Raw genomic sequence first — 22,765 nt, 5'->3', positions numbered from 1 at the left:
TTCGTTGCCGACCGTCTCCAGTCAGGGCGTGCATTGCCGGCCCGTCAAACTGACAATCAGTATTGAGACCATCGTAAGTTCGGCGGTCCACGCAGGCAAATCCAATTAATCGGTTTCTGCCGCAGATCGCCTTTTCGAGGGTGATGAAACTCTGCGAGGGTGGCGCGGTGGAATATATCCAAGCGCTCGGGTGTTCGATCGATTTGCCCGGATAATCGCTCGCAGAGGTCCTCTAAACCAACCTTGACTGCTCCACGGCGGCCCCGATGAAGCTCTTGAAGAGCGGGTGGGGGTCGAAGGGGCGGCTCTTGAGTTCGGGGTGGAACTGGACGCCGATGAACCACGGGTGGTCCGGGTATTCGACCGTCTCCGGCAAGAGGCCATCCGGCGAGAGGCCGGCGAAGCGGAGGCCGGCTTTTTCCAGGCGGTCGCGGTAGGCGGTGTTGACTTCGTAGCGATGGCGGTGGCGCTCGGAGATGTCGTTTGAGCCGTAGATGTCGGCGATGCGTGTGCCTTTGCCGAGCGAGGCCGCGAAGGCGCCCAATCGCATGGTGCCGCCGAGATCGCCGCCCTGGCGACGCTGCTCCAACTCGTTGCCGCGCATCCATTCGGTCATGAGGCCGACGACGGGCTCCTCGCTGCCGCCGAACTCGGTCGAGCCCGCCTGCGTGATGCCGCAGAGATTGCGCGCCGCTTCGATGGTGGCCATCTGCATGCCGAAGCAGATGCCGAAGTAGGGCACGCGGCGTTCGCGCGCGAACTTGACGGCGAGGATCTTGCCCTCGGAGCCGCGTTCGCCGAAGCCGCCGGGAACGAGGATGCCGTGCACGCCTTCGAGATAAGGGGCGGGGTCCTCGCGCTCGAAGATCTCGCTCTCGATCCATTCGAGGCGGACCTTGACGCGGTTGGCGATGCCGCCGTGCACGAGCGCCTCGATGAGCGATTTGTAGGCGTCCTTGAGGCCGGTGTACTTGCCGACGATGGCGATGGTGACTTCGCCTTCCGGGGACGCAATGTTGCGCGAGATGGTCTCCCAGCGTGTGAGGTCGGGTGTGGGCGCGCCGTTGATGCCGAACGCTTCCAGCACCTGCTGGTCGAGGCCTTCGCGATGGTAGGCGAGGGGGACGTCGTAAATCGAGGGCGCGTCGAGGGCCTGGATGACGGCGTCCTCGCGCACGTTGCAGAACAGCGCGATCTTCTTGCGCTCGGATTTCGGGACCTCGCGGTCGGCGCGGCACATCAGGATGTCGGGCTGGATGCCGATCGAGCGCAGCTCCTTCACGGAGTGCTGCGTCGGCTTGGTCTTGAGCTCGCCCGCGGACGGGATGTAGGGCACCAGCGTCAGGTGGACATAGATGGACGAGCCGCGGGGCAGGTCGTTGCCGAGCTGGCGGATGGCCTCGAAGAAGGGCAGGCCCTCGATGTCGCCGACCGTGCCGCCGATCTCGACCAGCACGAAGTCGATGCCGTCGTTGCCGGTGAGGACGAACTGCTTGATGGCGTCGGTGACGTGCGGGATCACCTGCACCGTGCCGCCCAGGTAGTCGCCGCGCCGCTCGCGGGCGAGGATGTCCTGGTAGATGCGGCCGGTGGTGATGTTGTCGGACTTCTTGGCCGGAACGCCCGTGAAGCGCTCGTAGTGGCCAAGATCGAGGTCCGTCTCGGCGCCGTCGTCTGTGACGAACACCTCGCCGTGCTGATAGGGGCTCATCGTTCCGGGATCGACGTTGAGATACGGGTCGAGCTTGCGGAGACGGACGGAATACCCACGCGCTTGCAGAAGCGCGCCGAGTGCGGCTGACGTCAGGCCTTTTCCAAGGGAGGAGACCACGCCACCGGTGATGAAGATGTACCGTTGCATGGGCTTTAACAGTAGAGCCCTAGCGGCGTGATTCGAAGAGGTTTTCTTGTCTCATCCACGGATGGAGTGAAGAACGCGTTTAAGCCCAGGCTCAGCCGCACTGGGAAGTGGCCGGATCAGCGGGGATGGACGGGGTCTGGTCCTGGTCCAGCTCGGCACGGTAGCGCTCGAAGGCGCCGCGGGTTTCGACGAAGGCCGGGTCGCTGGGGGCCTTGGCGTAGGTGACGTCGGCGGTCAGGATGGCCTGCGCAGTGCGCTTTTTCTGGCCGGCGCCGATGCTGCCGGGCTTGCCGCCGATCGTGTAGGACTGGCAGGCGGTCGTGAGCTGCACGCCCTCGACCTTGAAGTATTTGTGCTTGGCGTCCTGGCCGATTTCGGCGGCGCGGGTGGTGGCGATCTTCTCCATCCGCTCGCGCGGGGTGCCGAGCGGGCCCTTCACCTCGATGCGGTAGCGGTCCTCGCCGATCAGACTTTCGGAATAACCGACCGGCATGATGGCGTTGGCGTGCTGGTAGGGCAGGGGACCGGGCGGGGCGAGTGCGCCAATGCCTGTCGAGCCGATGCCTGTCCCCGAGCAGCCCGCTAAGAGCAGCGCGCAAACGCCGTTCGAGAGTGCAAGCCCTGCCGTCGCGCGTTTGCGCATCGCCGTTTCCGCCTGTTCGATGCGAGGGCTCCGCCCTTCCGATCCTGAAAGAGGGCGATCCCGAAAGAGGGGACGCTAGCAACAGGACGTGTCCGTGGCCAGTTGCGGGAGGGCCACTATCGACAGGGAAGCGCGGGCGACACGGAAGCGGGGGAGACAGGGAGGGCGACAGGAACGCCGGGGCAGGAGCGGAGGCGCGAGGTGCGCCGCCGCTCTCGATTGATGATGTAGCCTGTCTTGAGCTCGACGAAGCCCGTTCTTAGCGGAGCTTGTCGAGGATGCCGCCGCGCGGTGCGTCGGTCGCCGGAGCCGTGCCGGGGGCAGCCGGTGCGGCCGGCTGCGCCGCGCCCGGATCGGCCGGGACCATCGTGGACGATGGCGCCGAGGACGACGGGGCATCGAACGCCGAGCCAGTCGGGGCGGAGCGCTGCGAAATCAGCGTCAGAAGAATGCTGGTCAGGAAGAAGCAAGCCGCCAGGATGGCCGTTGTGCGGGTCAGCAGGTTGGCGGTGCCGCGGCCGGTCAGGAAGCCGCCGCCACCGCCACCACCAATGCCAAGCGCTCCGCCTTCGGACTTCTGCCAGAGGACGACCGCGACGAGGGCGGCTGCAACCATGATGTGAACAACGAGGAGAACAGTGGTCATCGAACGATAGCTCCGCGCGCCCGAAGGGAGGGGCGAAAAAAGGGGGATTTCGGCGGCTTCTACACCAGTTGCCAGCCTGCGGCTAGATGACATTCCGCGGCAGGGGCCCGCGGCAGGGGAGGATCGAGCCATTGCGTATGCAGATCATCCTATGGCTGTCATTGTGTTTATGTTAAGCGCCCGCTTCTAGGTTTTCCTGCTGCATTTGTACGAGTAGGAGCCGCTGAATGCGTTTTCTCAAAAGATTCTGCCGTGACGATCGCGGCAGTGTCGTCATCCTGTTCAGCTTCCTGATGCTCGCGGTGACCGTTTTGGCGGGCATCGGCATCGACTACGGCCGGGCCCTCAGCGCGCGGCACGAGATGCAAAATGCGCTCGACGCGGCCGTGATCGCGGGCATCAAGGCCGAAGCTTCGGATCGTGACGCCAGCGCGCGCCGGTACTTTGCCGCATCGATGACGTCCGATCAGGTGCAGAAGCTCAACGTCGCCTTCGTCAGCGATACGCCCAATTCGATGACCGGACGTGCCGACGGCGAAATCAAGACGACGCTTTCCGGGCTCCTGGGCATGAAGTCCATCCCGGTGACCGCCATTTCCGAGGCCAAAGCCAGTGGCGGCGGCGGACAGGTCTGCGTCCTGGCCCTGTCGAAAACGGCCAGCCAGCAGATCCTCGTCAACAGCGGCGCCAACGTCGATGCGCCCGAATGTGAAATCCACGGCAAATCGACCGCGTCGCCGGCCGCCATCTTCAATGCCGGCACGGCGATCAATGCCAAGCGCGTCTGTCTCGCGGGCGCCAACGTCATCAATAACGGCGGTGCGCCGTCGAGCCTCGTGAAGTCCTGCGCCGCCGCCGAGGATCCCTATGCCGGGCTGCTGCCGTCGCCGGTCTCGACCGCGTGCACGACCAGCAACGGAAATTACAACGGCGGTTCGGTGGTTCTCACGCCCGGCGTCTACTGCGGCTGGTTCAACTTCAACAGCGCGCCTACCGTCACGTTCCAGCCCGGGCTCTACATCATCAAGGGTGGCGGCTGGAACGTCAACGGCGGGACGTGGAGCGGGAACGGCGTGACGTTCTATTACGCCGACCAATCGAAGATCCAATTCAACAGCGCGGTGGCCGTCACCATGACGGCGCCCGCGTCGGGCACCTACGCGAACATCATGATGTTCGAAGCGCCCAACCTCGGCACGTCGCAGTTCATATTCAACGACGCGAAGGCGATGCAGATGACCGGCCTGATCTATCTGCCGAGCCGGGACGTCACGTTCAATTCAGGTTCGACGATCACCAGCCGCTCGTTCACGCTGGTCATCAACACGCTCATCCTGAACGAAACGAAATGGAAGCTGACGCCGTATCCCAACGGCATCGCAGCCGGGGGTGGCGGAAAGTCCGTGAGGCTCACGCGATAAGCGCGACGACGGGCGCAGAACAGCGTCCGGGCCGGCGCGTTCGTCCACGTTACCGGACCCGTAGTGCTTGCTTGGCGAGCGCTACGGGTTCTTTTTTGGCTTGCGCTTGGGGGCCGGGACGTCGCCGAAGCCAAGGCCGCTGAAGACTTCGTCGGCGGCCGGCTTGGCGCCCGTTGCGGCGGCCGCTTTTTCCTCGGGCGGCGTCGGCGGCTCCTTGATCTGCGGGCTCGCCGTGACGAGCTGGCCGCAGCGGAAGCTCAACTGTTCCTCGACCGAGATCAGGCGTTCGATTTTCTTGAGGCGGTCTTCGGCCAGATTGGTTTTCGCCCACTCCGGTCCGCGATCCATGTCGGACTTGATACCGGCGCCGATCATTGCGTCGCGTTCGGTGTTCAGATCCTTGCAGGCCTGCGGTTCGAGCGGCGCGGCAGCCGCCGGTCCGGCGGAGAGGATCAGCGCGAGGAGTGGTGTGAGCCAGAGTTTCATGCGTCCACTCATTGCGGATCGTCAGTCCGCCTGCAACAGGGTGATGATACTTATGCGGCGGCGGCGATGATGGCGAGAAAATCGTCCGCCTTGAGGCTTGCGCCGCCGACCAGCGCTCCGTTCACGTCCGGAAGCGCCAGAAGTTCCCGGGCGTTGTCCGGCTTGACCGACCCGCCATAGAGGATGCGTACGCCACGGGCCGCCTCGCCGAGGTGGCCGATCAGGCTTTTGCGAATGGTTTCGTGCACTTCGGCGACGTCGGCGGGCTTCGGCGTCAGGCCCGTGCCGATCGCCCAGACGGGCTCGTAGGCGACGACCAGATTGGCGGCGGTGGACGCGGAGGGGATCGATGCGCGCAGTTGCCGGCGGACAACGTCCAGGGTGAGGCCGGCCAGGCGCTCGCCCTTGGTCTCGCCGATGCAGACAATGGCGGTCAGGCCGGCCCGGTGCGCGGCGGCAGCCTTCTCGCGCACGATGCGATCCAGTTCGCCATGGTCGGCGCGGCGTTCGGAATGGCCGACGATGACGGCGCTGGCGCCCGCGTCCTTTACCATTTCGGCCGAAATGTCGCCGGTGTGGGCTCCCGAGGGGGCCGGGTGGCAATCCTGGGCTCCGACCGTCAGCGCCGAGCCGGCCGCCACGGCGGCGAGCGCCGTCAGCAGGGTTGCCGGGGGGCAGATCATGACGCCGGGGGCATTCGCGCCAAGGCCGGGGAGGGCGTCGCGAACGGCCGCGGCGGCGTTCAACGAGGCCTCGAGGCCGTTCATTTTCCAGTTTCCGGCCACCAAGGATCGGACCCGGCTCGGTGCGTCGGTCATCGGCGTCGCGTCTCCCACGGCCAGTTTTAGTGGCTATTTCGATGGCTGGCGCCGGCCGACCGCCCGTCTACGTCCGGAGTTTCGCCGTCTTGCCACGGTGAAAATCCGCCCTAGCTCGGTCTTGCATTCAGCGCCGCGCTGGGCTTCATATCAGCCCGTGCTCCCGTCATGGACGGGATAGTCCTTTTCTGCAAGCGGTGGCGGCGAGCCCAAGGCATTTGGGCGCGCGCGGGCCGCGTTTAACAGGAAGATCATTCGCGATGCTCGACGCCCTCCGACGCGGCGCCCAAGGCTGGCTGGCTAAGATTCTGTTCGCGATTCTGATCGTGAGCTTTGGCATCTTCTGGAACGTTTCCGATGTGTTCCGTGGAGCGGGCCGCGGCTCGGTCGCGCACGTCGGCAAAGAGGAAATCTCGGTCACGGATTTCCAGCGCGCGTTCCAGAACCAGATCCAGTCCGTGCAGCTCGAAGGCGGCGGTCGGCTGTCCACCGAGCAGGCGCTGATGCTGCGCTTCGACCGCCAGACGCTGGATCAGTTGATCGCGCAGGCGGCCGTCAAATCGCACGCCGACTTGCTCGGGCTCTCGCTGTCCGACGAAACGCTCGCGGAAGGCGTGCGCAAGGATCCCGATTTCGCGGGGCCGGACGGCAAGTTCTCGCGCATGGGCTTCGACGGCCTGCTGCGCCAGATGAACGTCAGCGAGCACGGCTTCCTGGCCATGCGCCGCGAAGACGAGGTGCGCCGGCAGATTTCGGACGCGCTCGCGTCGTCGGTCGCCGTGCCGAAAACGATGGTCGACGATCTCAACGCCTGGCGCGACGAAACGCGGACCGTCGAGTTCGTGCAGATCGACGCCATGAAGGCTGTCGTGGCCGATCCGGACGAGGCGAAGATTACCGAGACCTATGAGGCGAACAAGGCGGACTTCATGACGCCGGAGTATCGCAAGGTGGCGATGCTCGTGCTTTCGGCCGAGTCGCTCAAGTCGGCGGTGACCCTGACCGACGACGAACTCAAGACGTACTACGAGGAAAACAAGGCGACCTACGACACGCCGGAGCGCCGCCGCCTGCAGCAGATCGCCTTCAAGGACAAGGCGACCGCCGAGGCCGCACGTGCCGCCATCGAAGCCGGCAAGAAGAACTTCCTCGAGGTCGCGAAGGACAACGGGGCGACGGAGAACGACGTCAATCTCGGGCTGGTCGCGAAGGCTGACCTGATCGATCCCAAGATCGCGGACGCGGCGTTCGCGGTCGCGCGCGACAAGCTTTCGCCGGTCGTCGAGGGGCGCTTTGCAACCGTGCTCGTGCGCGCCATCGAAATCCAAGAGGGCAAGATCAGCACCTTCGACGAGGTCCGCGAGAAGGTTCGCGACAAGCTCGCCGGGCAGCGCGCGGAAGGCCTGCTGCAGGAACGCTTCGATCTGATCGAAGAGGGCCGCAATGCCGGCAAGACCCTGAAGCAAGTCGCCGAGGAGCAGAAGATCAAGTTCTATGACATCGAGGCGGTCGATGCCAAGAACCTGACGCCGGACGGCAAGACAGCCATCGACATCCCCGATGCGGCCATCGCGCTGAAGCAGGTGTTCGCGACGGGCGTCGGCACGCAGCCGGAGGCTGTCGAGCTTCCGAAGTCGGCGTTCGCGTGGTTCGACGTGCTCGGCGTCACCGAGCGCAAGCAGAAGCCGCTCGCGGACATCAAGGATGAGGTCAAGGCGGTCTATCTCGACAAGGAGAAGACGCGCCTCCTGAACGATCTGGCGAGCAAGCTTGCCGAGCGCTTGCGGTCGGGCGAGACGTTCGAGGCGGTTGCGAAAGACGCCGGTGGGAAGTCCGAGGTCAGCGATCCGATCAAGCGGCAGATGTCGCCGCCGGGGCTTACGACCGAAGCTGTCAAGCAGGCGTTCGCGCTGCCCAAGGGCGGCGCGGGCTATGCCGATACGAGCGATCGGGCGAGCCGCATCGTGTTCCAGGTGAAGGACGTCATCGCGGCGCCTGAGGCCACCAAGGAGCACGCGGCGACGCTGCACAAGGAGCTTTCCGACCAGCTCGCCAACGAGGAGCTGATTGCCTACGTCACGGCGATCCGGAAGAAGCTCACGGTGACCATCAACGAAGCGGAGCTTGCGCGCGCAACCGGCGCCAGCGTCGAGTCCGAGACCGGCCAGTAAGGAGCGTCACAACGTGAGCACGCTCTCGCAACGAGGTGCGAGCATCGAGGCCCTGCCGACGCGCGAGGCATTCGCGAAGCGGTACCGTGCCGGCGATCCGCAGGTGGTGTGGACGCGCATCGTCGCGGATCTCGAGACGCCCGTTTCCGTCTATCTGAAGCTCGCGTTCGGCAAGCCGTTCTCGTTCCTGCTCGAGTCCGTCGAGGGCGGCGCCTCGCGCGGGCGCTACTCCGTCATCGGGCTCGAACCGGATGCCGTGTGGCGCGCCAACGGCGAAGGAGCCGAGATCAATCGCAGCCCGCTCGGCAAGCCGAAGAAGTTCGCGGCGGAAGAGAAACACACGCTGGCCTCGTTGCGGGATTTTCTGGCCGAGTCGCGGCTGGACCTGCCGACCGAGCTGCCGCCGATGGCGGCCGGCGTGTTCGGCTACATGGGCTATGACACCGTCCGGCTGATCGAGAAGCTGCCGGAGGCGAAGCCGGACGAACTCGGCGTGCCCGACGCGATCATGATGCGCCCGACCGTGATCGTGATCTTCGATTCCGTGAAAGACGAGATCAGCATCGTCACGCCCGTGCGCCCCGACGCCAAGTCGGATGCGGACAAGGCCTACAAGGCGGCGCTCAAGCGTCTCAAGGGGGTCGTGTCGGCGCTCGATCGGCAGCTGCCGCATGCCGGGGCGCTGGGCTCGAAGAAGCTTGCGCAGCCGGAGCCCCGCTCCAACACGACCGCGCGCGAATTCATGGGCATGGTCGACAAGGCCAAGGAATTCATTCGCGCCGGCGATATCTTCCAGGTGGTGCTGTCGCAGCGTTTCACGGCGCCGTTCACGCTGCCGCCGTTCGCGCTCTACCGCGCGCTGCGCCGTACGAACCCGTCGCCGTTCCTGTTCCATCTCGACCTCGGCTCGTTCGCGCTGGTCGGATCGAGCCCCGAAATTCTCGTGCGCCTGCGCGATGGCGAGGTGACCATCCGGCCGATCGCGGGCACCGCGCCGCGCGGGGAGACCGAGGCCGAGGACAAGGCGCTGGCGGATGCGCTGCTGGCGGATCCCAAGGAGCGCTCCGAGCATCTCATGCTGCTCGACCTCGGGCGCAACGACGTCGGCCGCGTGGCCGAGGTCGGGACGGTCAACGTGACGGCGCGCTTCGTCGTAGAGCGCTACAGTCATGTCATGCACATCGTCTCGAACGTCGTCGGCAAACTCGCCGGCAAGAGCGACGCCATCGATGCGTTGATGGCCGGGTTTCCAGCCGGCACGGTATCGGGCGCGCCCAAGGTGCGGGCGATGGAAATCATCGACGGGCTGGAGAAGTCCAAGCGCGGGCCCTACGCGGGCTGCGTCGGCTATTTCACGGCGGACGGCGAGATGGACACCTGCATCGTGCTGCGCACGGCGCTGGTGAAGGACGGCAAGCTCACCGTGCAAGCGGGCGCCGGCATCGTGTTCGACAGCGTTCCTGAGAAAGAACAGCAGGAATGCATCAACAAGGCCAAGGCGATCGTGCGGGCGGCCGAGGAAGCCGTGCGCTTCGCGTCGAAGAGCGGTAAGGGCGGCGCGAAGGCACGCTAGGGCGCGCGTCCGGTTTCTGGTCCAAAGCGAACCTCGCCAATAGCGTACGTGGCTTCGCTATTGACGCATAGCGGTCTTCACAAAATCGGAAGAATCAACACTCGCCGAAGGCTGCGTTGCAGAGGAAGCAGACTATAGCATTGGGTTGGGATATCGGAGCCTCGCGAGCGGTTTATGTCGGCTGCGAGCCAACTAGCGATGGATAGTCGATGGCGCTTCAAGGTCTCCAGAGACTACGATCTGGGGGGCAGAAGTTCGAATCCTTTCGGGCGCGCCATTCTCGAACAAAAGAGAGAACTCCGGGCGGGGCGTTGTCTAAGCCCTGTGCAGCGGCCCTGGCCAAGACCGCTTTCGAGCCAGAGATCCGGATCTCCTGGTCCGTGACAGTGACCTCGCGCATGGCCAGTCGGGCATAGGCTTGCCGGAACTCGGGTGGGCCATTGCGCAAGCGATCTCCAAGCAGGGCCGCAAACTTTTCTATTTTGTCCGCAGTGAGCGCGGGCTCGCCGCTGGTGACCCGTTTCTGCAGTTCGCCGATGTCCCGAGCTAACTCGTCACGCTGGACCTTCAGCCCCACGAGCCGTTCCTTGAGGCTCGGATCTTCGGCCTCCATCACGCCCTTTTCCACAAGTTCTAGAAGCCGCACGATCGCGGCTTGGGTTTCCTTGTGGGTTTGACGCATCCGGCTCAGCCGTTCCTTGTTGTCATCCGCCCGACTTGCTGAGGACCTAACATAAGCCTCTAGCAGTGCTCGCAGCCGTTCGGGGTGCAGGATGCGGCTCGCCACCTCATTGGTCACCACCTCATCGAGACGGTCCATGCGGATACGCAGACCTTTGCAGGCCGTTGCTCCCTCCTTCAGTTTCCGGGAACAACAGTAGTAGCGGTACAAGCCGCCCTTGCCGGTGTTCTGAATCAGCGCTGCCCCGCAGTGGCCGCAGCGAGCTACGCCTGCAAGCAGCGTTGGCCCATTGACGATCCTGGGCGCCACGCGCCTCGGACTCCGGTTTTGGAGAAGTGCTTGGACGGCAGTAAACGTTTCCTCGTCGACGATCTGGGGAACCGGAAATTCGACCCACTGTGAAGGCGGACGGGCTCTCCCGTTACGGCTGTCGGTTCGGTTGAAGTGGTGGCGGCCGTGATACGTGCTCGACGTCAGGATATCGTGAACGCCTCCAGTCGAGAAACGCCGGCCACGGCGCGAGATGCCGCGCTCATTGAAGTACGAGGCAATTGCCTTCACACCCAAGGGGCGGCCATCAGCACCGACTGCGAGATCAAAGATCTTCCGGACAACGCGAGCTTCCTCGTCGTTAACGACGAGCACCTTCTTGTCCTTGTTGCCACGCCGCTCTTTGATCTCGGTGTCGTAACCGAATGGCGGTCGCGATCCGTTCCAAAATCCCTGACGGGAGTTCTCCAACATGGCGCGATGGACGTGCTTCGCGTTCTCTCTCGACTGGTGTTCGTCGAAGACGTTCAGGACCTTGCGGATAAACTCGCCGCTGGCATCGGCGCCGATGTCCTGGGTGATCGAGACGAGTTCCACGCCAGCCTTGCGAAGCTGCCGGACGTACATTTCCGAATGAAGGGAGTCCCGGCTGAAGCGGCTGAGCGAATGAACGACCACGTAGTCAAACGGCTTGTCGATCCGAGTGGCTTTGAAAATCATCTCCTGGAACGCGGGGCGATCGTCATCGAGTGCGGACGCTCCAGGCTCGGAGAAAATCTCGGCTACAAGCCAACCTCGTTGCTCGCAGTAGGCTCGGCATTGGGCGATTTGGTCAGGAAGGGAAAGGTCGCGCTCGGCTTGGCGGCTGGTCGATACACGCACATAGACGGCGGCGGTCGTGACGCGGTTCATGTGTCCCCTCTCGCTATATTGCCGACAACAGTTTCCCTCACCTTACGACGTCCAGCAATGCTTTGCCGCATCAGCCGGTTGAGCGCTTCGTTGAAGCGTCCGAACGCGGCCATCTCGTCCGCGATGATGTAGTACCCCTCCGACGTATGATAGTGGGCATGGCCTAAAATCGAGGGAACGATCCCGACGTGGTCAGGGTCTTCCTTCGCGATCGAACTCCCAGCTGCATGACGAAATGCATGCGTCGTGACGCGCCGACCAAGAACGGACGAGATTGTCTTGCCGATCTCGTCCGAGAGATTGTGCGGTGTAATTGGATTGCCCATGGCAGAGATGAAGAGCATGTTGTGGTCGTCGGATTTGCCGAGAAAAAGTCGTGGCCGGTAGAGCTGGATGTAGCGCTCGATGTAGGAGATTAGCGCTTTGGGCACTGGGCCCTCGCGATGTGTCCGACCTTTCATTTCGTCGTTGGAGAAGTGCAGCGCGTAGCCTGTCCCTTCCTCCAGAAGGTTGACGCCAATCTTGATCGTCGCGAGGTTATTTCGGCGCATCAACGGACGGGCAGCGAGCAGGGCAATGGCAAGGCCATTGCGAAACCAGATCGCATGCTGCTTCGGAGAGCCGCAATCAAGCTCGGGAACTCGATGCATAATGGCCATGCCAACTTCGAACAACTCTTTGATCGAGGGCAAGTCCGAGTGGTTTTTGACTGGCTTGACAGCGCTTTTCAGTTTGTGAATCATCGGTAGCATCCAGGTCCAATCGTTCTGCGGCGCGAGCGCCTCGAACATGTGTCGCAGGCCAACAGCATGATTGACGAGGGTGCGCGGACCATTACCGAGCATCCGTTCAGCGCGGAAATAGTCGACAAGCAGCGGCTTGGTCACTCGGTGCTCGGGACGAGCAGCCTCGTCCAGGAGGCCCTTATGATCAAGCCAAGCGAGCCATATGCCGTAGCAGCGACTGTGAAGTTCTCTCGTGCTCCCTCTCCACTTTGCTGCTGGCTTATCCTTCTCGAGGAGATCATTCATTTTCAACTGAGCCTCGGCCCAGGCATGGCGGTCAAATTCTGGCCAAGCGGCAACCGGCAAGGCGCGTCCGACAAATGTCATTTTTTGCGCCTCGCGCTGTAGGTGAGCCGCGGGGCGCTATCATCCTCAAGTCCCAACAGCATGGCGTCGAAATGCCGGAACGCCTCCTCAGCCTCCAGATCAATGTAATACTTGATAGTCGTCTCCACCTTTCGGTGGCCAAGCAGAAGTTGCACGTCGTAATAGCGGCCGGGATGCGCGGTCAGAAAGAGCTTGGCCGCGAGATGTCTGAAGGCATGCGGATTAATCGCGAAGCCCAGGTGCTCTCGCATAAGTTTTTGGATGTCGGCCGACATCACCTGCGAGCGCTTAGGACTGCCGTTTGAAGCCGGGAAGAGCCAGTCGCACGGCGTGTCAATCAGCGCAGGATGGAAAGTCGTCAAGTAGATGTCGAGCAGCTTTACCGTGCCCGGCGGAAGCGGGATCTCCAATGTTTTTGCGTTCTTGACCTGCTCCGGAGGATAGAACAAGGCGACCTTAGCGTTCTTGCCTGCATGCGAGCGGAGCACATTGGCGGTCAGGCTAGTTGAAAGAAGATTGGAGATACGCAGCGGAGCACGCTGAGTAATTTTGATCCAAAGCGCCGTCGCCACACGATTGGCCGTCTCTCGGTCAACGATTTTGCTTTTAAGGGCCTCGTCAAAGACGCGATCCGGCAATGCGAGGAACGCTTGGACATTCTCGATGTCCCTGAAAGGCGATAGCTTGCGACGTACGGAGTCGGGCAAACCGCGATGCTCTGGCCGTACATTTATGGCGATTTGCCCAAGAACCTTTAGCTCGCTCTGAGGGCTTCGAACCCAAAGCCGCGCGATCATCAGGAGGTCATAGGCCATACCGCGGATCTGCGAGTTCTGCTGTTGGCCGCCAGTTCGCTTAATGAAGAACTTCAGTCCTGCAGCCACAGTCTTTGGAGCAACCAGTGTCTTTAGGCTGGTCATGTCATCAGGCGCTAGGACCTCCGACAGAACAAGGGCGGAGGCAAATTGGCAAATTCGGTAGCGGACTAACTTGGCTGTCGATGGTCGGAGTGGCTGCGCCGCAGGAGCTTCATTGTCGCCAAACAGCTCCGCCTCGGTCAGGAGGTCGTCGAGTTCGTTTCCACCTCGAGGCGCGCGCGAGGCAAGGTAGGCATCCAAATCCGTCCAGAGCGCATCCGGAAAGGTCTCCTTAGACAGGACGTAATGGTCGGTGTAAGTCGGGAGCGTGACTTGGCGAGCGCTGAGTTGCGGGTTATCCGCCACGAGCATGTTCCAGATCTTCCGTGCTTCACGGTCTGCTGTGCGCACATCCTGGATCAGGCTACGGTCAAGACTCGCACGGAAAGCATCAAAGGTATCGTCGTAGACTGACTCCGGCTTGATGCCGTTCTCACCAAGATAGTGAAAAAATCGCCGCAACCTCGCTCGTTGCCATCGATCAGCAATCGAAGTCAGAAGGGCCGCAAGTTCGGGCGCAAGCTCTACGCGCGAGCGTCTCCTTCGGTACCTCGTATCAACGGAAGAGAGCGCCGCGTCCATATAGCTAAGGCAGTTCTGAAACCTGCCCTTGCTCATCCTGGCTCCTGCGGGTGTCAGACCGCGCAAGCGCTCCGCAATTATCCGCGGGTCGGCCGGCGTGCTTGCCACCTGCAAGCCAGAGACCCGACATAACGAGCGCACGCCGGAACACAGCTCGTTGCGTCTCTTCTGCGGAATGGTGTCGTCTGCCGCGATCAGCTCAAGCATTGTTTTCAAGCTGATAATGTTTGGAGAAAATTCGCGACGCTGCTGGTCTAGATTTTTCGTGTGGTACATGTTGGACTCTCGTGAGCAGTGGTGGAAACTGCGGTAATTTCGTGAGAACGGGTGGCGATAAATTTTGCCGATTAGGCAGGAACCGTTTTCACGATTGGATGGACAGAAGCGACACGCGGGAAACCGGGCGGAAACTCATCACCACTTTTTCTGGGCGAATAACGGGACGTGTGTCGCTCGGATGCGGATCTGTCGTCCGATGTTGACCGTAGGGATTTCCAACTCCACGATCTTTCTCCGGATCGTCTTTGCACAGACCCTGTAGAAGGCCGCGACCTCCTCAACGGTCCACAGCTGTTCGAAATTATTGTTGTTTAGGCTCATGACTGCTCCCTCTCCGACGGCCTCAGGATCTCGTTGATCTCCGAGCTTAGGAAGGTGCGCATTAGCGCAATTTCTGCAGCACTGACCGGCAACACATTCGGCAAGTCCGTTCGCACAAAAAGAACACCACAGGCTCCCTGTTGACCAGCATCAATGTGCACATTAAGTGCGCGCGCTGGAGAGGCGTGTGCTGTGGGTTCGTAATGTTGTAACCGCCGATCCATGTGCCCTGTCACTGCGAGTATGCGCTAGCGCATCTCAAACCCGGAATGCAATTAATTGCACTCCGGGCGGGCGATGTCAACGGCATGGAAGGGGCCGCAAAAATTAGGATTACTTGTTAAGCCTCTTCAGCTTCTTCAGCGCTGTGGTGAGCGCCTCCTCCTTGTCGGAGATCCCACCGCTGGTGACTTTCGCGCCGTGTGCCTCAAGGACATCGCGGAACACTTCATATTGGTCGGGCGTCAGATACAGAAGCACCGCGTGAGCTTTGGCATCCGGATCGGCATCCTCGTCACCCATTAGGCGTCCAAGGTCATAAGCCGATTTGTTCTCGGCGAGTTTCAAAAGCTCTTCGCAATTTCTCGCAGCAATCTTTGGAGCAATGAGCCTGAGCTTGGTCCAGCCGATAGCTTTCAACCGACGACCGTCGACCTTGAGTTTTGCGAAGGCGCGGTCAATTTCGACGAGATAGTACGCCTTGCGCCTGGATAGGCCCAATTCCTTTGCAACTGCATTGAAGGTGTCGGGACTTTTCTCGAGCACTTGATGAAGGTGGCGCGCCACATCCAGGAAGCTATCGTTGTCCAGCTTGTAGCTGCTCTTGGCCTTGTTCACTTCTCTCTGATCCGTCTCTGGAGCCGCCCGTGCATGGTGCAAAATGGATTGCCGACATCCGATTCGCAATGGGCGTCCTTATGGCGTGAGGTGGACCACCGCGCCAGACTGACCGGCGCGTCCCCTGAACAGCTGCTTTTGACCCTTAGCGACATCCGTATTCGAGCCCAGGCACGTCCGTTGCTGGCCCAAAGCGGACTTCAGAGACCGCCTACGGTAGCGGCCGCTAGTTAGCCCTTAGCGGACCTCGCATCGCTCTCTTTCGACATTTGGCGATCGGTTCGCCGCATCAGTATGTAAGGCGTTTGGAAATAGGTCCGACCGATAAGCGCGAACCGACCTTCGGGCGTCGGCATCGGCTAGCGATCAGCGCGACAAGAGTTCAGCGTCCATCGACTCCGACTTGCAGCTCATTCGCGTCTAGGCTCGCGTGCCAACGCGGGCGTTGGCGGGTTTCGGCGGCATGAAGTATTCCACGCGGTTCATTGTGAGCGACCAGATACCGCCTTTTGCGCGGTCGACCGGAGGCAGGCGTCCTCCGCAAATGTCATCGTGCAGGTCTGACCTGTCAGCGCACCCACATCCTAACCGCCATGCAATTGCACGACTGGCAAAGGGGGAGGAAAAATCCCCAGGTGATCGATCTAGCCATATTTGGCACAACACTCATAGTCGGAAAAACGGATGAGAGGCCGTTTCAGTGGCGAGACCTGCGCATCTACAAATTCTACATGAGGTCGATCGTCTCATTGCTCGCCATCAGCAACGAGTCCTCCACCAGCAGGCGCGCGTTAGTGAAGCGATGCGAGTTGGCGAGAACGAGCAAAATGAGCGTCAAATGCTGAATGTATTGCAGGAAGTTTTAAGACTTGAGGAAGATTACCGCAGGCTGGTCATCACTGCGCTGGCGAAGCGTTGGAAACTTTAGCGCCGTGGTGTGGATGACTGCGTTCCACGCCCCAGCCACCTAGGAAAAATCGTGGGAGCTCGACAGAGATCGCCGACCAGATTGGCTTTTCAACAAGCCTATCGAACCCTTCGGAGCGCCGCAAATATGGGAACGGAGGTCGCGGAGTTTTCGGCAGGCGCCGACCACTCATGTCACCGCATTGAGGCCGCCGCGCGCTACGCGTTCACATCAGCATGGAAGCAGGACACGCCCATCGCCCGACGAAGCAATTTTTTGCTAGAGCTGAAGCGGCGTATGGCGCGTGCGCAGACATCCAAATGACGGCCACGATTCATCAGACGATGGAAGCTCGGGCGGGATGGCTAGTGCACGCCGGCGGCTGCGACCTATTAAAACCAGAGGCGCGGCATGGCGCGCGTGCAAAATTGATGGAATATAAAGCCAGAACGGATCAATACACGCCAGAGCATCTGGTGTTCCCGCATGGCACGGAATGGACGAGTATTTGGACGCCCATTCCACGTTAGAGTGCCTGCGAGACGGGGCGGGTGTAAACTGGGGGGAAACCCCCAGGACTAAGGCGCAATGATGCCGAGAATAAGCGCTTTGGCGATCGCATGATCGCGGGTAGCGGCTCGCAACTTTCTCTTGGCACCAAAGATGTACTTTTCGATACTTTTGCTGCCGATCGCGAGTCGATCTGCTATTTGGTCGGGCCGGAGGCCAGCCGCGAGCCATTCGAGGCACTCTTTTTCGCGCGGTGATAGACGAACAAGTTCGGACATGTGCTGGTTTCTCATCCCTGTGTCGATGAGACCGCAGATCGTTACGATCTCACGAGCTTTGTCGCACCAGAAACGATCGAATTCACAGATTTTGATCTCAGGCATCGAAAGACCAACGCCACCGATGTGTATGCGTGAGAACCGAGTGGTTGGCACTGTTACACCAACGTAGAGACCAAGATCCCGCTCGATGCTGACCCGCTTCTTAAGAGCGGCAGGCGCGCCGTTCCAATCGCTGTCATGGTGCCACAACATGATATCGGGGTTCGTAAGACAATGGTCGATGCTTGGATCGTGGTCGAGTGCTTGATCCGTCCCGAACGCGTCGAAAAATGCTTGGCTGTGGGAGCTCTTCCAGATCATTGTTCTGGAATAGCCAACCACCTTAGTCTCGTTTTGGGTCGCGAACGCGCCGTACATCATGCTCTTCACGCCGCGCCGTTCGAGTGCCGCGTGGGCAAGCGACCAAAAACTGTCAAGATCTCCGGCAGATCGGAGACCTTCCGTTAGTTCAACGAGCGTTCGGTCCATCACACGAACTATACTTTGGCTAGCTTCAGTGTTCAATTGGCTCACTGCCAGCGGCGCAGTGGTCTCAAACATTCGCTCGGCCGCGACGACGATCTTGGACATATAGCGCTGCCAATGTGGCCAACAGCATAGCAAAAATCAGCGCCGCAGAAACGAAGAGGCCGTTCGTGTCTAAGGTATCGAGCGCCGGGCCATTGATGAGCGGACCGCAAATGCTTGCTATCGCATATATAAGCCCGAATGCAGCGTTGGCAGTAACCAGGTCGGCTCCTTGATAACGGTCGCCAATCATCGCCAGGCCAAGCCCATAGGTGGTGCCTGCGGTCCCCGCGCTAACACCAACGGCTAGGAGAAAGAGAGTGGGGCTCGCCAAAGTGGATGGGATCGACAATGACACCGCGCCGGAAATCAGTGCGCATGCGGCAAGCGGGCCGATCCTGCCGATCCGGTCCGACATTATGGCGACCGGCAACGGAATCACGATGTTGCCAACCGCGGCAGCCGTCAGAGCAAATGCGGCAGTGCTCGCGTCAAGGCCGTTCCGCAGCGCATAGACCTGATTGAGATAGGCCGGCACGGACTCATACAATCCGTATGCCAAGCCGGCCGCGTACGCCGCCGGTAGTGCTGACACACTCGCGATAACGAGCACAAGAGATGGCGGCGCTGCTGCGGGTAGGGTCAACCCGGGCCAGTGCGAAAGCAAAAACATCGAGAGGATGATGGTGCCAAGTATCGCGCCAGAGGGAATCCACCCCACCGCGCCCAACGAAGATTGAGCTGCCGAACCGATCATGAGGCCAGCCATGAATGCTATGCCATTGACACTCAGATTGCGCGCTCGCGAGCTATCTTGGGACAGCGCATTGACCCAGTATTCGACACTGCGAAAGAAAAGCCCCATCCCCCCGCCGAAGAAAAATCGGAGGAGGGTCATCGACCAGAAGTCTTCTGCAAAACTCAGGCCGACGACGGCGATTGCCGCGCAGAGAAGAAATGCAAATGCAAGAACCCCGATTGGGATGCGGAAGCGGAGCTGAAGCAGCGGCATGAGAGCGGAACCAGCCACCCAACCCAGAGCGGGCATGGCGGAATTGACCCCCAGCATCCAACCCGGCACGGCCAGCTGTTCGAGTCGGTAGCCCAAAAGCGGAAACGAGATGCCGTATCCGACGGCCGCGACGAAAACTACGGCAAAAACGGGCAGCAAGGGTCTCATCAGAATGTTACCCCGGCGGCAAGGACCAGCCGCTGATCAAATAGACCGTAGCCATCGACATCCGTTGTCCAATAGCGCAAATCGAAGATCATGCGCTCAATCTGTGCTTCGACGCCGACGTTAAAGTATGTGTAGCCCTGCCCGGGGCTAACGACGAATGACTCGTCACTTGCCACCACGCCTAGAAAAGTCGTGACCTTACTTGTGCAAGCGCTGAACGGTGGCAGTACATACGCTGCCTGCGCCTCAACCGTGACGACGCTACCGGTCTCGTTATAGTAGTCGGGCGTCCAGTAGACGGTGCCGCCGAGACTGAATTTTTCTGTTAGGGCGACGATTCCGCCGGCAAACGGTTCGATGAAGTCACGTTCGGCTTGGAGAAGCGTTCCAACTATTCCATCACGACCGTTGGGATATACCGTGTAGCGCGTACCGAGATTGAACTCGATGCTCCCAATGCTTGGCCTAACTCCGAGCGTGAAATCCGCTTCAATGTTTCCGAGGCTCCGCTCAAGAGCGTCCTCACCCAATTCTGTACCGATTAGGTAAGCATCCAGATATGCAATACCGTATTTCGCAGAAAAGTACGCAAAAGGAGTAGGCTTTTCGTCGCGAAGCGAAACCCCTCGATACACATAGTCGGACGTGGCACCAACAATTCCGCCGATAGCAATTGAAGAATCTCCGCTCACCCCGGGGCGCACCAACAATGCTAGGCTGATCGAAAAGGCCGCGACGCGACGAACGGCGCAAAGTGCCCCCTGCATTTTATCCCCACTATTCCACAGGCTGTTTGCGATCCCAATCCCAAGGTCTAGCGCGATTTCGAGCGCGTAGGATATTCCATTTGGCGGAAACAACCAACGAATTACGGCGTCAGACACCAAGGATGTCCGACGCCGTGGAGTCCGGCTCGAACGATTTTAGCTGGCCCGCGGGATAGATTTCAGACGTCGCGTGGGTATTCGCCGAACCTCGGGCATATGCGCGATATCATCGGCCGTGATCCCGTTGAAGAGAAACGTCGATCCTACTGGAACGGACTGCGCCGCTGCGTAGATCACTCCAATCGGTCCGCGATAGCCTCTCAGCTTGTAAAGCTTTTGGACGCGCTCACTGTTGCCCGGATTGCCGAGGACGGCTGAACGGTAATCGCACTGGCTGAAGAGGACCGCCACGCCCTTGTTTTCCGCATGCTCTTCGACGCATTTCAACAGTGTCGATATCGCGACGTAGCTACGCTCTTCAGCAATGACGTAGGTATGAGTGGTCTCTAAGTCTGCGAGGAGCGCATAGCCGGCGTCGATGGCGTGACACGTCACCATTCCGATTGCTTGGCCATTCTTTCGCAACAAGAACGACACCCCGGCGTCAATCAATTTTTGAACATGAGCAGCACAATGGTCGTCGTCATAGAGCGTGGCGCAACCCGTCTCGATGGTGAAACGATTGAAGAGGCGTTTCAATTCTTCTTTATTGTCCTGTTGAGCGATATGCGCAGTGTAGATCATTTTTCTCTCCATAGTTTCGCAAATATTCTTTGAAACCGCGAGAACTATAGTTTTCTAAAAACTCGGACGCACGAATTGTACTCGGCCAAAATAAAAGGGTCAGGTTTTGGCCGAATCAAGCGAGCAAGTAGCAGTACTTAAACGCCAACAACGACGACGCTTGCCACGGATCGTATTTCTGGAGGCGACCTCTAAGCGATGGCCTTGAGCTTGGCCCCCACGCGTTCACAGCGCTGCCAGCTGCCGGATTCGAAATAATTGCGTTGCGCTTCCCGATACCACTGCTGCGCGTTGTCCGGCTTGTTAATGTGGCGATGATTGAAATCACCGAGCGCTTCGCACAGTGCAGCGTTCGCGGTGAGGTACGGAAGGGTAGTTGGTTTGACTAAGATGCGCGCCTCGAACAACTCGCGCTCAGCCCGATCAAGCCGCCCTTCTCTCAGAAGCTGCTTGGCGAGGGTCAGCTGAGCAAACGCAGCTCCCTCCGGGCAATCTGCAGCTCTGAACTCCTGGGACACACGCACGAGATGGTCACTCAAAGAAGCTCTGGTCGCGTTGATGTCGACGAAAATACTCGTGTCATCCATGCATTCCGAAAGCCCCTTAAGCGCGTTGTGGTGAACTGACAGCAGGGACACTCGGCCGAGAATTTCCTCGCATCGCGCCGAATGGTCATTCGCCAGCCTCAAAGCTGCGAACGCGTGGGTATGACGGGCGGAGCCCAGGACGTCGCACCGAAAATCAATCCGCAAATGCTCCACGACCGCGAGCAGTAGCTGGGTAAAGAGTCGGTGGTTCAAGCGTAACGATTTTTGGATCGCTGCCTTTAGGGTATCCAACGCCTGCACGTTTCCTGCCTGGTATGCTGCAAGCAGGCCCCCATCGACTATTTGAGACAGTCGGGCTGCGCGATCGATGTCGGACAAGGGGAAGCGAGCATGCCCGACGACGGTAAGAATGCTGAGCAGGTTCGTAACTGCTGCGCCGATTTGCCCGTGCAGGCGCGGCGTCTCTATGTGATCTTCGCAAACGCACTGCAAAATGTCAGGGGAGGCCAAATCCGTGATGGCAAAGCCTTCCACTTGCAATCGGTAGAGGTGTTCTACAGCACACCGGAACGAGGGTGCGGTTTTCACGCCATTGCGGTATTTCTTGCGAAGCGTTTGCGCAGCCCAATAACTCTCGAACAACGCGCGAAGATAATCAATTCGCTCGGGGTTCAATCGACCGATAAGCACATTTTGCACATATGTTTCGAAGCGTTGCGGCTGAAGGTCAATCTTCAGCGTCATTACCTTTTGGAGTGGACGATCGTATCCTCGGCCGATGTGCTTCGCTAATCCGCCGCGGGCGCCTCGGCGACGAGCAATCGAAACGGCGTCATCGATGCACGAATTGAAGTAAGTTAAAAATCTATCGGGATCGAATGTGGATCCTTCACTCATCTCTGACTCCACTGAAAACGACGCAGTTTTTCAGCTCCTCAGCGCCCGCGGTGGAGGACGTGGACGGCGGCAGCCGCGGTCGTTGCAGCGACAGCAAGGCTTTAGAGGTAATTTTTAGATGCAGCTCTGCGCCCAATACTGATAGCCAAGCTCTGCACTAAGAGAGCCGAGTCACCATGCGCGGGTGCGCCGCTGCTTTGTCCCGATGCCCTCCTGAAATCCATGCCTGAACGGTCGGACCTTCCTCAGGTCCCTATGAGATGTTCGATCATGTGGCCGACAAGCTATGAAAGCCGCGACACCGGCACATCGAGCGGGTTGTGATGCAGAAGCCATATCCCTTCACATCGAAACACCGACGCGGTAGATCGGCGGCGTTCTCGTGTCCCCTAGTGAACAAAGCTGCCCACTTAACGGCTTTGCAGAGCTAATTCCTGATTGGAACATCTGGAAACTGGGGGATTTCCCCCAGGTTGGCCGGGTCCACAAGATCGCGAAGAGCAATACCCCCGCCGACCGGCTCCCTAGTGAAGAGCCCGCCGCCCGTGGTGACAATCGCAAGACCGCGACGCCGCAGTCGCCAAGAGGGAGAAGTGGCTCGCTCTCCATGAGCTCGTGGCGACTAAGCGCCAGAGAGCGACAACTGCTCCGGCTTCGATTGGTGGTGGCATCCACTACGAAGCCAGCTCATCATCGAACAGTAAACTTAATTCAACGAGAGCCGGTAAGCATCTGACCTCGTCGGCGACGATGTCCGCTAGTGGAATCAAGCGGTCGTTCATCGCCGCTTCCCGGTACGCCTGGTTCTGGCTCAACGCGGACCTTGAAATTGG

At 60.3% G+C, this 22,765-nt stretch carries 19 protein-coding genes; 4 read left to right on the top strand and 15 right to left on the bottom strand.

Annotated features, from left to right (window positions below):
* Positions 1-232 precede the first annotated feature (232 nt).
* From ACTIFK_RS12460 to secG, 3 genes are all read right to left on the bottom strand, one after another.
* The gene (locus ACTIFK_RS12460) at positions 233-1,861 is read right to left on the bottom strand and encodes a CTP synthase (protein WP_439543396.1); all 1,629 of its coding nucleotides are present in this window, start codon (positions 1,859-1,861) and stop codon (positions 233-235) included.
* Positions 1,862-1,952: 91 nt separating this feature from the next.
* A complete protein-coding gene (locus ACTIFK_RS12455) occupies positions 1,953-2,504 on the bottom strand; it encodes a CC0125/CC1285 family lipoprotein (protein ID WP_439543395.1) in 552 nt (183 codons plus the stop codon).
* 259 nt (positions 2,505-2,763) lie between these two features.
* Complete coding sequence (secG, locus tag ACTIFK_RS12450; protein ID WP_439543394.1) at positions 2,764-3,150, bottom strand: preprotein translocase subunit SecG; 387 nt, start codon at positions 3,148-3,150, stop codon at positions 2,764-2,766.
* A 227-nt stretch (positions 3,151-3,377) separates the two neighbouring features.
* Here secG and ACTIFK_RS12445 point away from each other — a divergent pair, with 227 nt between their 5' ends.
* Entirely contained in the window at positions 3,378-4,571 is a 1,194-nt protein-coding gene (locus ACTIFK_RS12445; RefSeq protein WP_439543393.1) for a TadE/TadG family type IV pilus assembly protein, read from the top strand.
* Between the two features lie 81 nt (positions 4,572-4,652).
* Here the strand turns inward: ACTIFK_RS12445 and ACTIFK_RS12440 are convergent, their stop codons facing one another.
* Both ACTIFK_RS12440 and tpiA read right to left on the bottom strand, forming a co-directional pair.
* The gene (locus ACTIFK_RS12440) at positions 4,653-5,057 is read right to left on the bottom strand and encodes a hypothetical protein (protein WP_439543392.1); all 405 of its coding nucleotides are present in this window, start codon (positions 5,055-5,057) and stop codon (positions 4,653-4,655) included.
* Between the two features lie 50 nt (positions 5,058-5,107).
* Complete coding sequence (gene tpiA, locus ACTIFK_RS12435; protein ID WP_439543391.1) at positions 5,108-5,875, bottom strand: triose-phosphate isomerase; 768 nt, start codon at positions 5,873-5,875, stop codon at positions 5,108-5,110.
* 260 nt (positions 5,876-6,135) lie between these two features.
* On the opposite strand from tpiA, the gene ACTIFK_RS12430 reads away from it, so the two are divergent.
* Both ACTIFK_RS12430 and trpE read left to right on the top strand, forming a co-directional pair.
* A complete protein-coding gene (locus ACTIFK_RS12430) occupies positions 6,136-8,046 on the top strand; it encodes a SurA N-terminal domain-containing protein (RefSeq protein WP_439543390.1) in 1,911 nt (636 codons plus the stop codon).
* Between the two features lie 13 nt (positions 8,047-8,059).
* Entirely contained in the window at positions 8,060-9,619 is a 1,560-nt protein-coding gene (gene trpE, locus ACTIFK_RS12425; RefSeq protein ID WP_439543389.1) for an anthranilate synthase component I, read from the top strand.
* Between the two features lie 217 nt (positions 9,620-9,836).
* On the opposite strand, the gene ACTIFK_RS12420 is transcribed toward trpE, so the two are convergent.
* The 5 genes from ACTIFK_RS12420 to ACTIFK_RS12400 form a co-directional block, all read right to left on the bottom strand.
* Positions 9,837-11,483, bottom strand: a complete 1,647-nt coding sequence (locus tag ACTIFK_RS12420) for a recombinase family protein (protein ID WP_439543388.1) — start codon at positions 11,481-11,483, stop codon at positions 9,837-9,839.
* A complete protein-coding gene (locus ACTIFK_RS12415; RefSeq protein ID WP_439543387.1) occupies positions 11,480-12,595 on the bottom strand; it encodes a tyrosine-type recombinase/integrase in 1,116 nt (371 codons plus the stop codon). Before ACTIFK_RS12415 ends, ACTIFK_RS12420 begins: the two co-directional genes overlap by 4 nt.
* A complete protein-coding gene (locus tag ACTIFK_RS12410) occupies positions 12,592-14,370 on the bottom strand; it encodes a tyrosine-type recombinase/integrase (protein ID WP_439543386.1) in 1,779 nt (592 codons plus the stop codon). Before ACTIFK_RS12410 ends, ACTIFK_RS12415 begins: the two co-directional genes overlap by 4 nt.
* 138 nt (positions 14,371-14,508) lie before the next feature.
* A complete protein-coding gene (locus ACTIFK_RS12405; protein WP_439543385.1) occupies positions 14,509-14,694 on the bottom strand; it encodes a helix-turn-helix domain-containing protein in 186 nt (61 codons plus the stop codon).
* A 333-nt stretch (positions 14,695-15,027) separates the two neighbouring features.
* Complete coding sequence (locus ACTIFK_RS12400; protein ID WP_439543384.1) at positions 15,028-15,531, bottom strand: hypothetical protein; 504 nt, start codon at positions 15,529-15,531, stop codon at positions 15,028-15,030.
* A 700-nt stretch (positions 15,532-16,231) separates the two neighbouring features.
* Here ACTIFK_RS12400 and ACTIFK_RS12395 point away from each other — a divergent pair.
* Positions 16,232-16,459 (top strand): hypothetical protein, encoded by a 228-nt coding sequence (locus ACTIFK_RS12395; protein ID WP_439543383.1) that lies wholly within the window; start codon positions 16,232-16,234, stop codon positions 16,457-16,459.
* Positions 16,460-17,016: 557 nt separating this feature from the next.
* Here ACTIFK_RS12395 and ACTIFK_RS12390 read toward each other — a convergent pair.
* The 5 genes from ACTIFK_RS12390 to ACTIFK_RS12370 all read right to left on the bottom strand — a co-directional run bounded on the left by ACTIFK_RS12390 (position 17,017) and on the right by ACTIFK_RS12370 (position 21,932).
* Positions 17,017-17,859: a response regulator transcription factor gene (locus ACTIFK_RS12390; protein ID WP_439543382.1), complete on the bottom strand. Its 843-nt coding sequence runs from the start codon at positions 17,857-17,859 to the stop codon at positions 17,017-17,019.
* Positions 17,822-18,976, bottom strand: a complete 1,155-nt coding sequence (locus ACTIFK_RS12385; RefSeq protein ID WP_439543381.1) for an MFS transporter — start codon at positions 18,974-18,976, stop codon at positions 17,822-17,824. The genes ACTIFK_RS12390 and ACTIFK_RS12385 overlap by 38 nt, the downstream gene beginning before the upstream one ends.
* Positions 18,976-19,860 (bottom strand): hypothetical protein, encoded by an 885-nt coding sequence (locus ACTIFK_RS12380; RefSeq protein ID WP_439543380.1) that lies wholly within the window; start codon positions 19,858-19,860, stop codon positions 18,976-18,978. Before ACTIFK_RS12380 ends, ACTIFK_RS12385 begins: the two co-directional genes overlap by 1 nt.
* Positions 19,861-19,899: 39 nt before the next feature.
* Positions 19,900-20,487, bottom strand: a complete 588-nt coding sequence (locus ACTIFK_RS12375) for a hypothetical protein (protein WP_439543379.1) — start codon at positions 20,485-20,487, stop codon at positions 19,900-19,902.
* Between the two features lie 191 nt (positions 20,488-20,678).
* On the bottom strand, positions 20,679-21,932 hold the full coding sequence (locus ACTIFK_RS12370; protein WP_439543378.1) for a hypothetical protein: 1,254 nt from the start codon (positions 21,930-21,932) through the stop codon (positions 20,679-20,681).
* Between the last annotated feature and the right edge of the window lie 833 nt (positions 21,933-22,765).

It is taken from the genome of Hyphomicrobium sp. (assembly GCF_051860585.1).
GTDB lineage: Bacteria > Pseudomonadota > Alphaproteobacteria > Rhizobiales > Hyphomicrobiaceae > Hyphomicrobium_C.
This window is presented reverse-complemented; position numbering and strand designations above follow the sequence as displayed.

What these genes read in the sequence shown, in the direction of transcription:
- ACTIFK_RS12415 (WP_439543387.1), bottom strand. Translation starts at nt 12,595, where the DNA reads ATGACATTTGTCGGACGCGCCTTGCCGGTTGCCGCTTGGCCAGAATTT.
- ACTIFK_RS12410 (WP_439543386.1), bottom strand. Translation starts at nt 14,370, where the DNA reads ATGTACCACACGAAAAATCTAGACCAGCAGCGTCGCGAATTTTCTCCA.
- ACTIFK_RS12385 (WP_439543381.1), bottom strand. Translation starts at nt 18,976, where the DNA reads ATGAGACCCTTGCTGCCCGTTTTTGCCGTAGTTTTCGTCGCGGCCGTC.
- ACTIFK_RS12390 (WP_439543382.1), bottom strand. Translation starts at nt 17,859, where the DNA reads ATGTCCAAGATCGTCGTCGCGGCCGAGCGAATGTTTGAGACCACTGCG.
- ACTIFK_RS12460 (WP_439543396.1), bottom strand. Translation starts at nt 1,861, where the DNA reads ATGCAACGGTACATCTTCATCACCGGTGGCGTGGTCTCCTCCCTTGGA.
- ACTIFK_RS12375 (WP_439543379.1), bottom strand. Translation starts at nt 20,487, where the DNA reads ATGATCTACACTGCGCATATCGCTCAACAGGACAATAAAGAAGAATTG.
- ACTIFK_RS12440 (WP_439543392.1), bottom strand. Translation starts at nt 5,057, where the DNA reads ATGAAACTCTGGCTCACACCACTCCTCGCGCTGATCCTCTCCGCCGGA.
- ACTIFK_RS12405 (WP_439543385.1), bottom strand. Translation starts at nt 14,694, where the DNA reads ATGAGCCTAAACAACAATAATTTCGAACAGCTGTGGACCGTTGAGGAG.
- ACTIFK_RS12430 (WP_439543390.1), top strand. Translation starts at nt 6,136, where the DNA reads ATGCTCGACGCCCTCCGACGCGGCGCCCAAGGCTGGCTGGCTAAGATT.
- ACTIFK_RS12455 (WP_439543395.1), bottom strand. Translation starts at nt 2,504, where the DNA reads ATGCGCAAACGCGCGACGGCAGGGCTTGCACTCTCGAACGGCGTTTGC.
- ACTIFK_RS12420 (WP_439543388.1), bottom strand. Translation starts at nt 11,483, where the DNA reads ATGAACCGCGTCACGACCGCCGCCGTCTATGTGCGTGTATCGACCAGC.
- ACTIFK_RS12445 (WP_439543393.1), top strand. Translation starts at nt 3,378, where the DNA reads ATGCGTTTTCTCAAAAGATTCTGCCGTGACGATCGCGGCAGTGTCGTC.
- tpiA (WP_439543391.1), bottom strand. Translation starts at nt 5,875, where the DNA reads ATGACCGACGCACCGAGCCGGGTCCGATCCTTGGTGGCCGGAAACTGG.
- secG (WP_439543394.1), bottom strand. Translation starts at nt 3,150, where the DNA reads ATGACCACTGTTCTCCTCGTTGTTCACATCATGGTTGCAGCCGCCCTC.
- ACTIFK_RS12370 (WP_439543378.1), bottom strand. Translation starts at nt 21,932, where the DNA reads ATGAGTGAAGGATCCACATTCGATCCCGATAGATTTTTAACTTACTTC.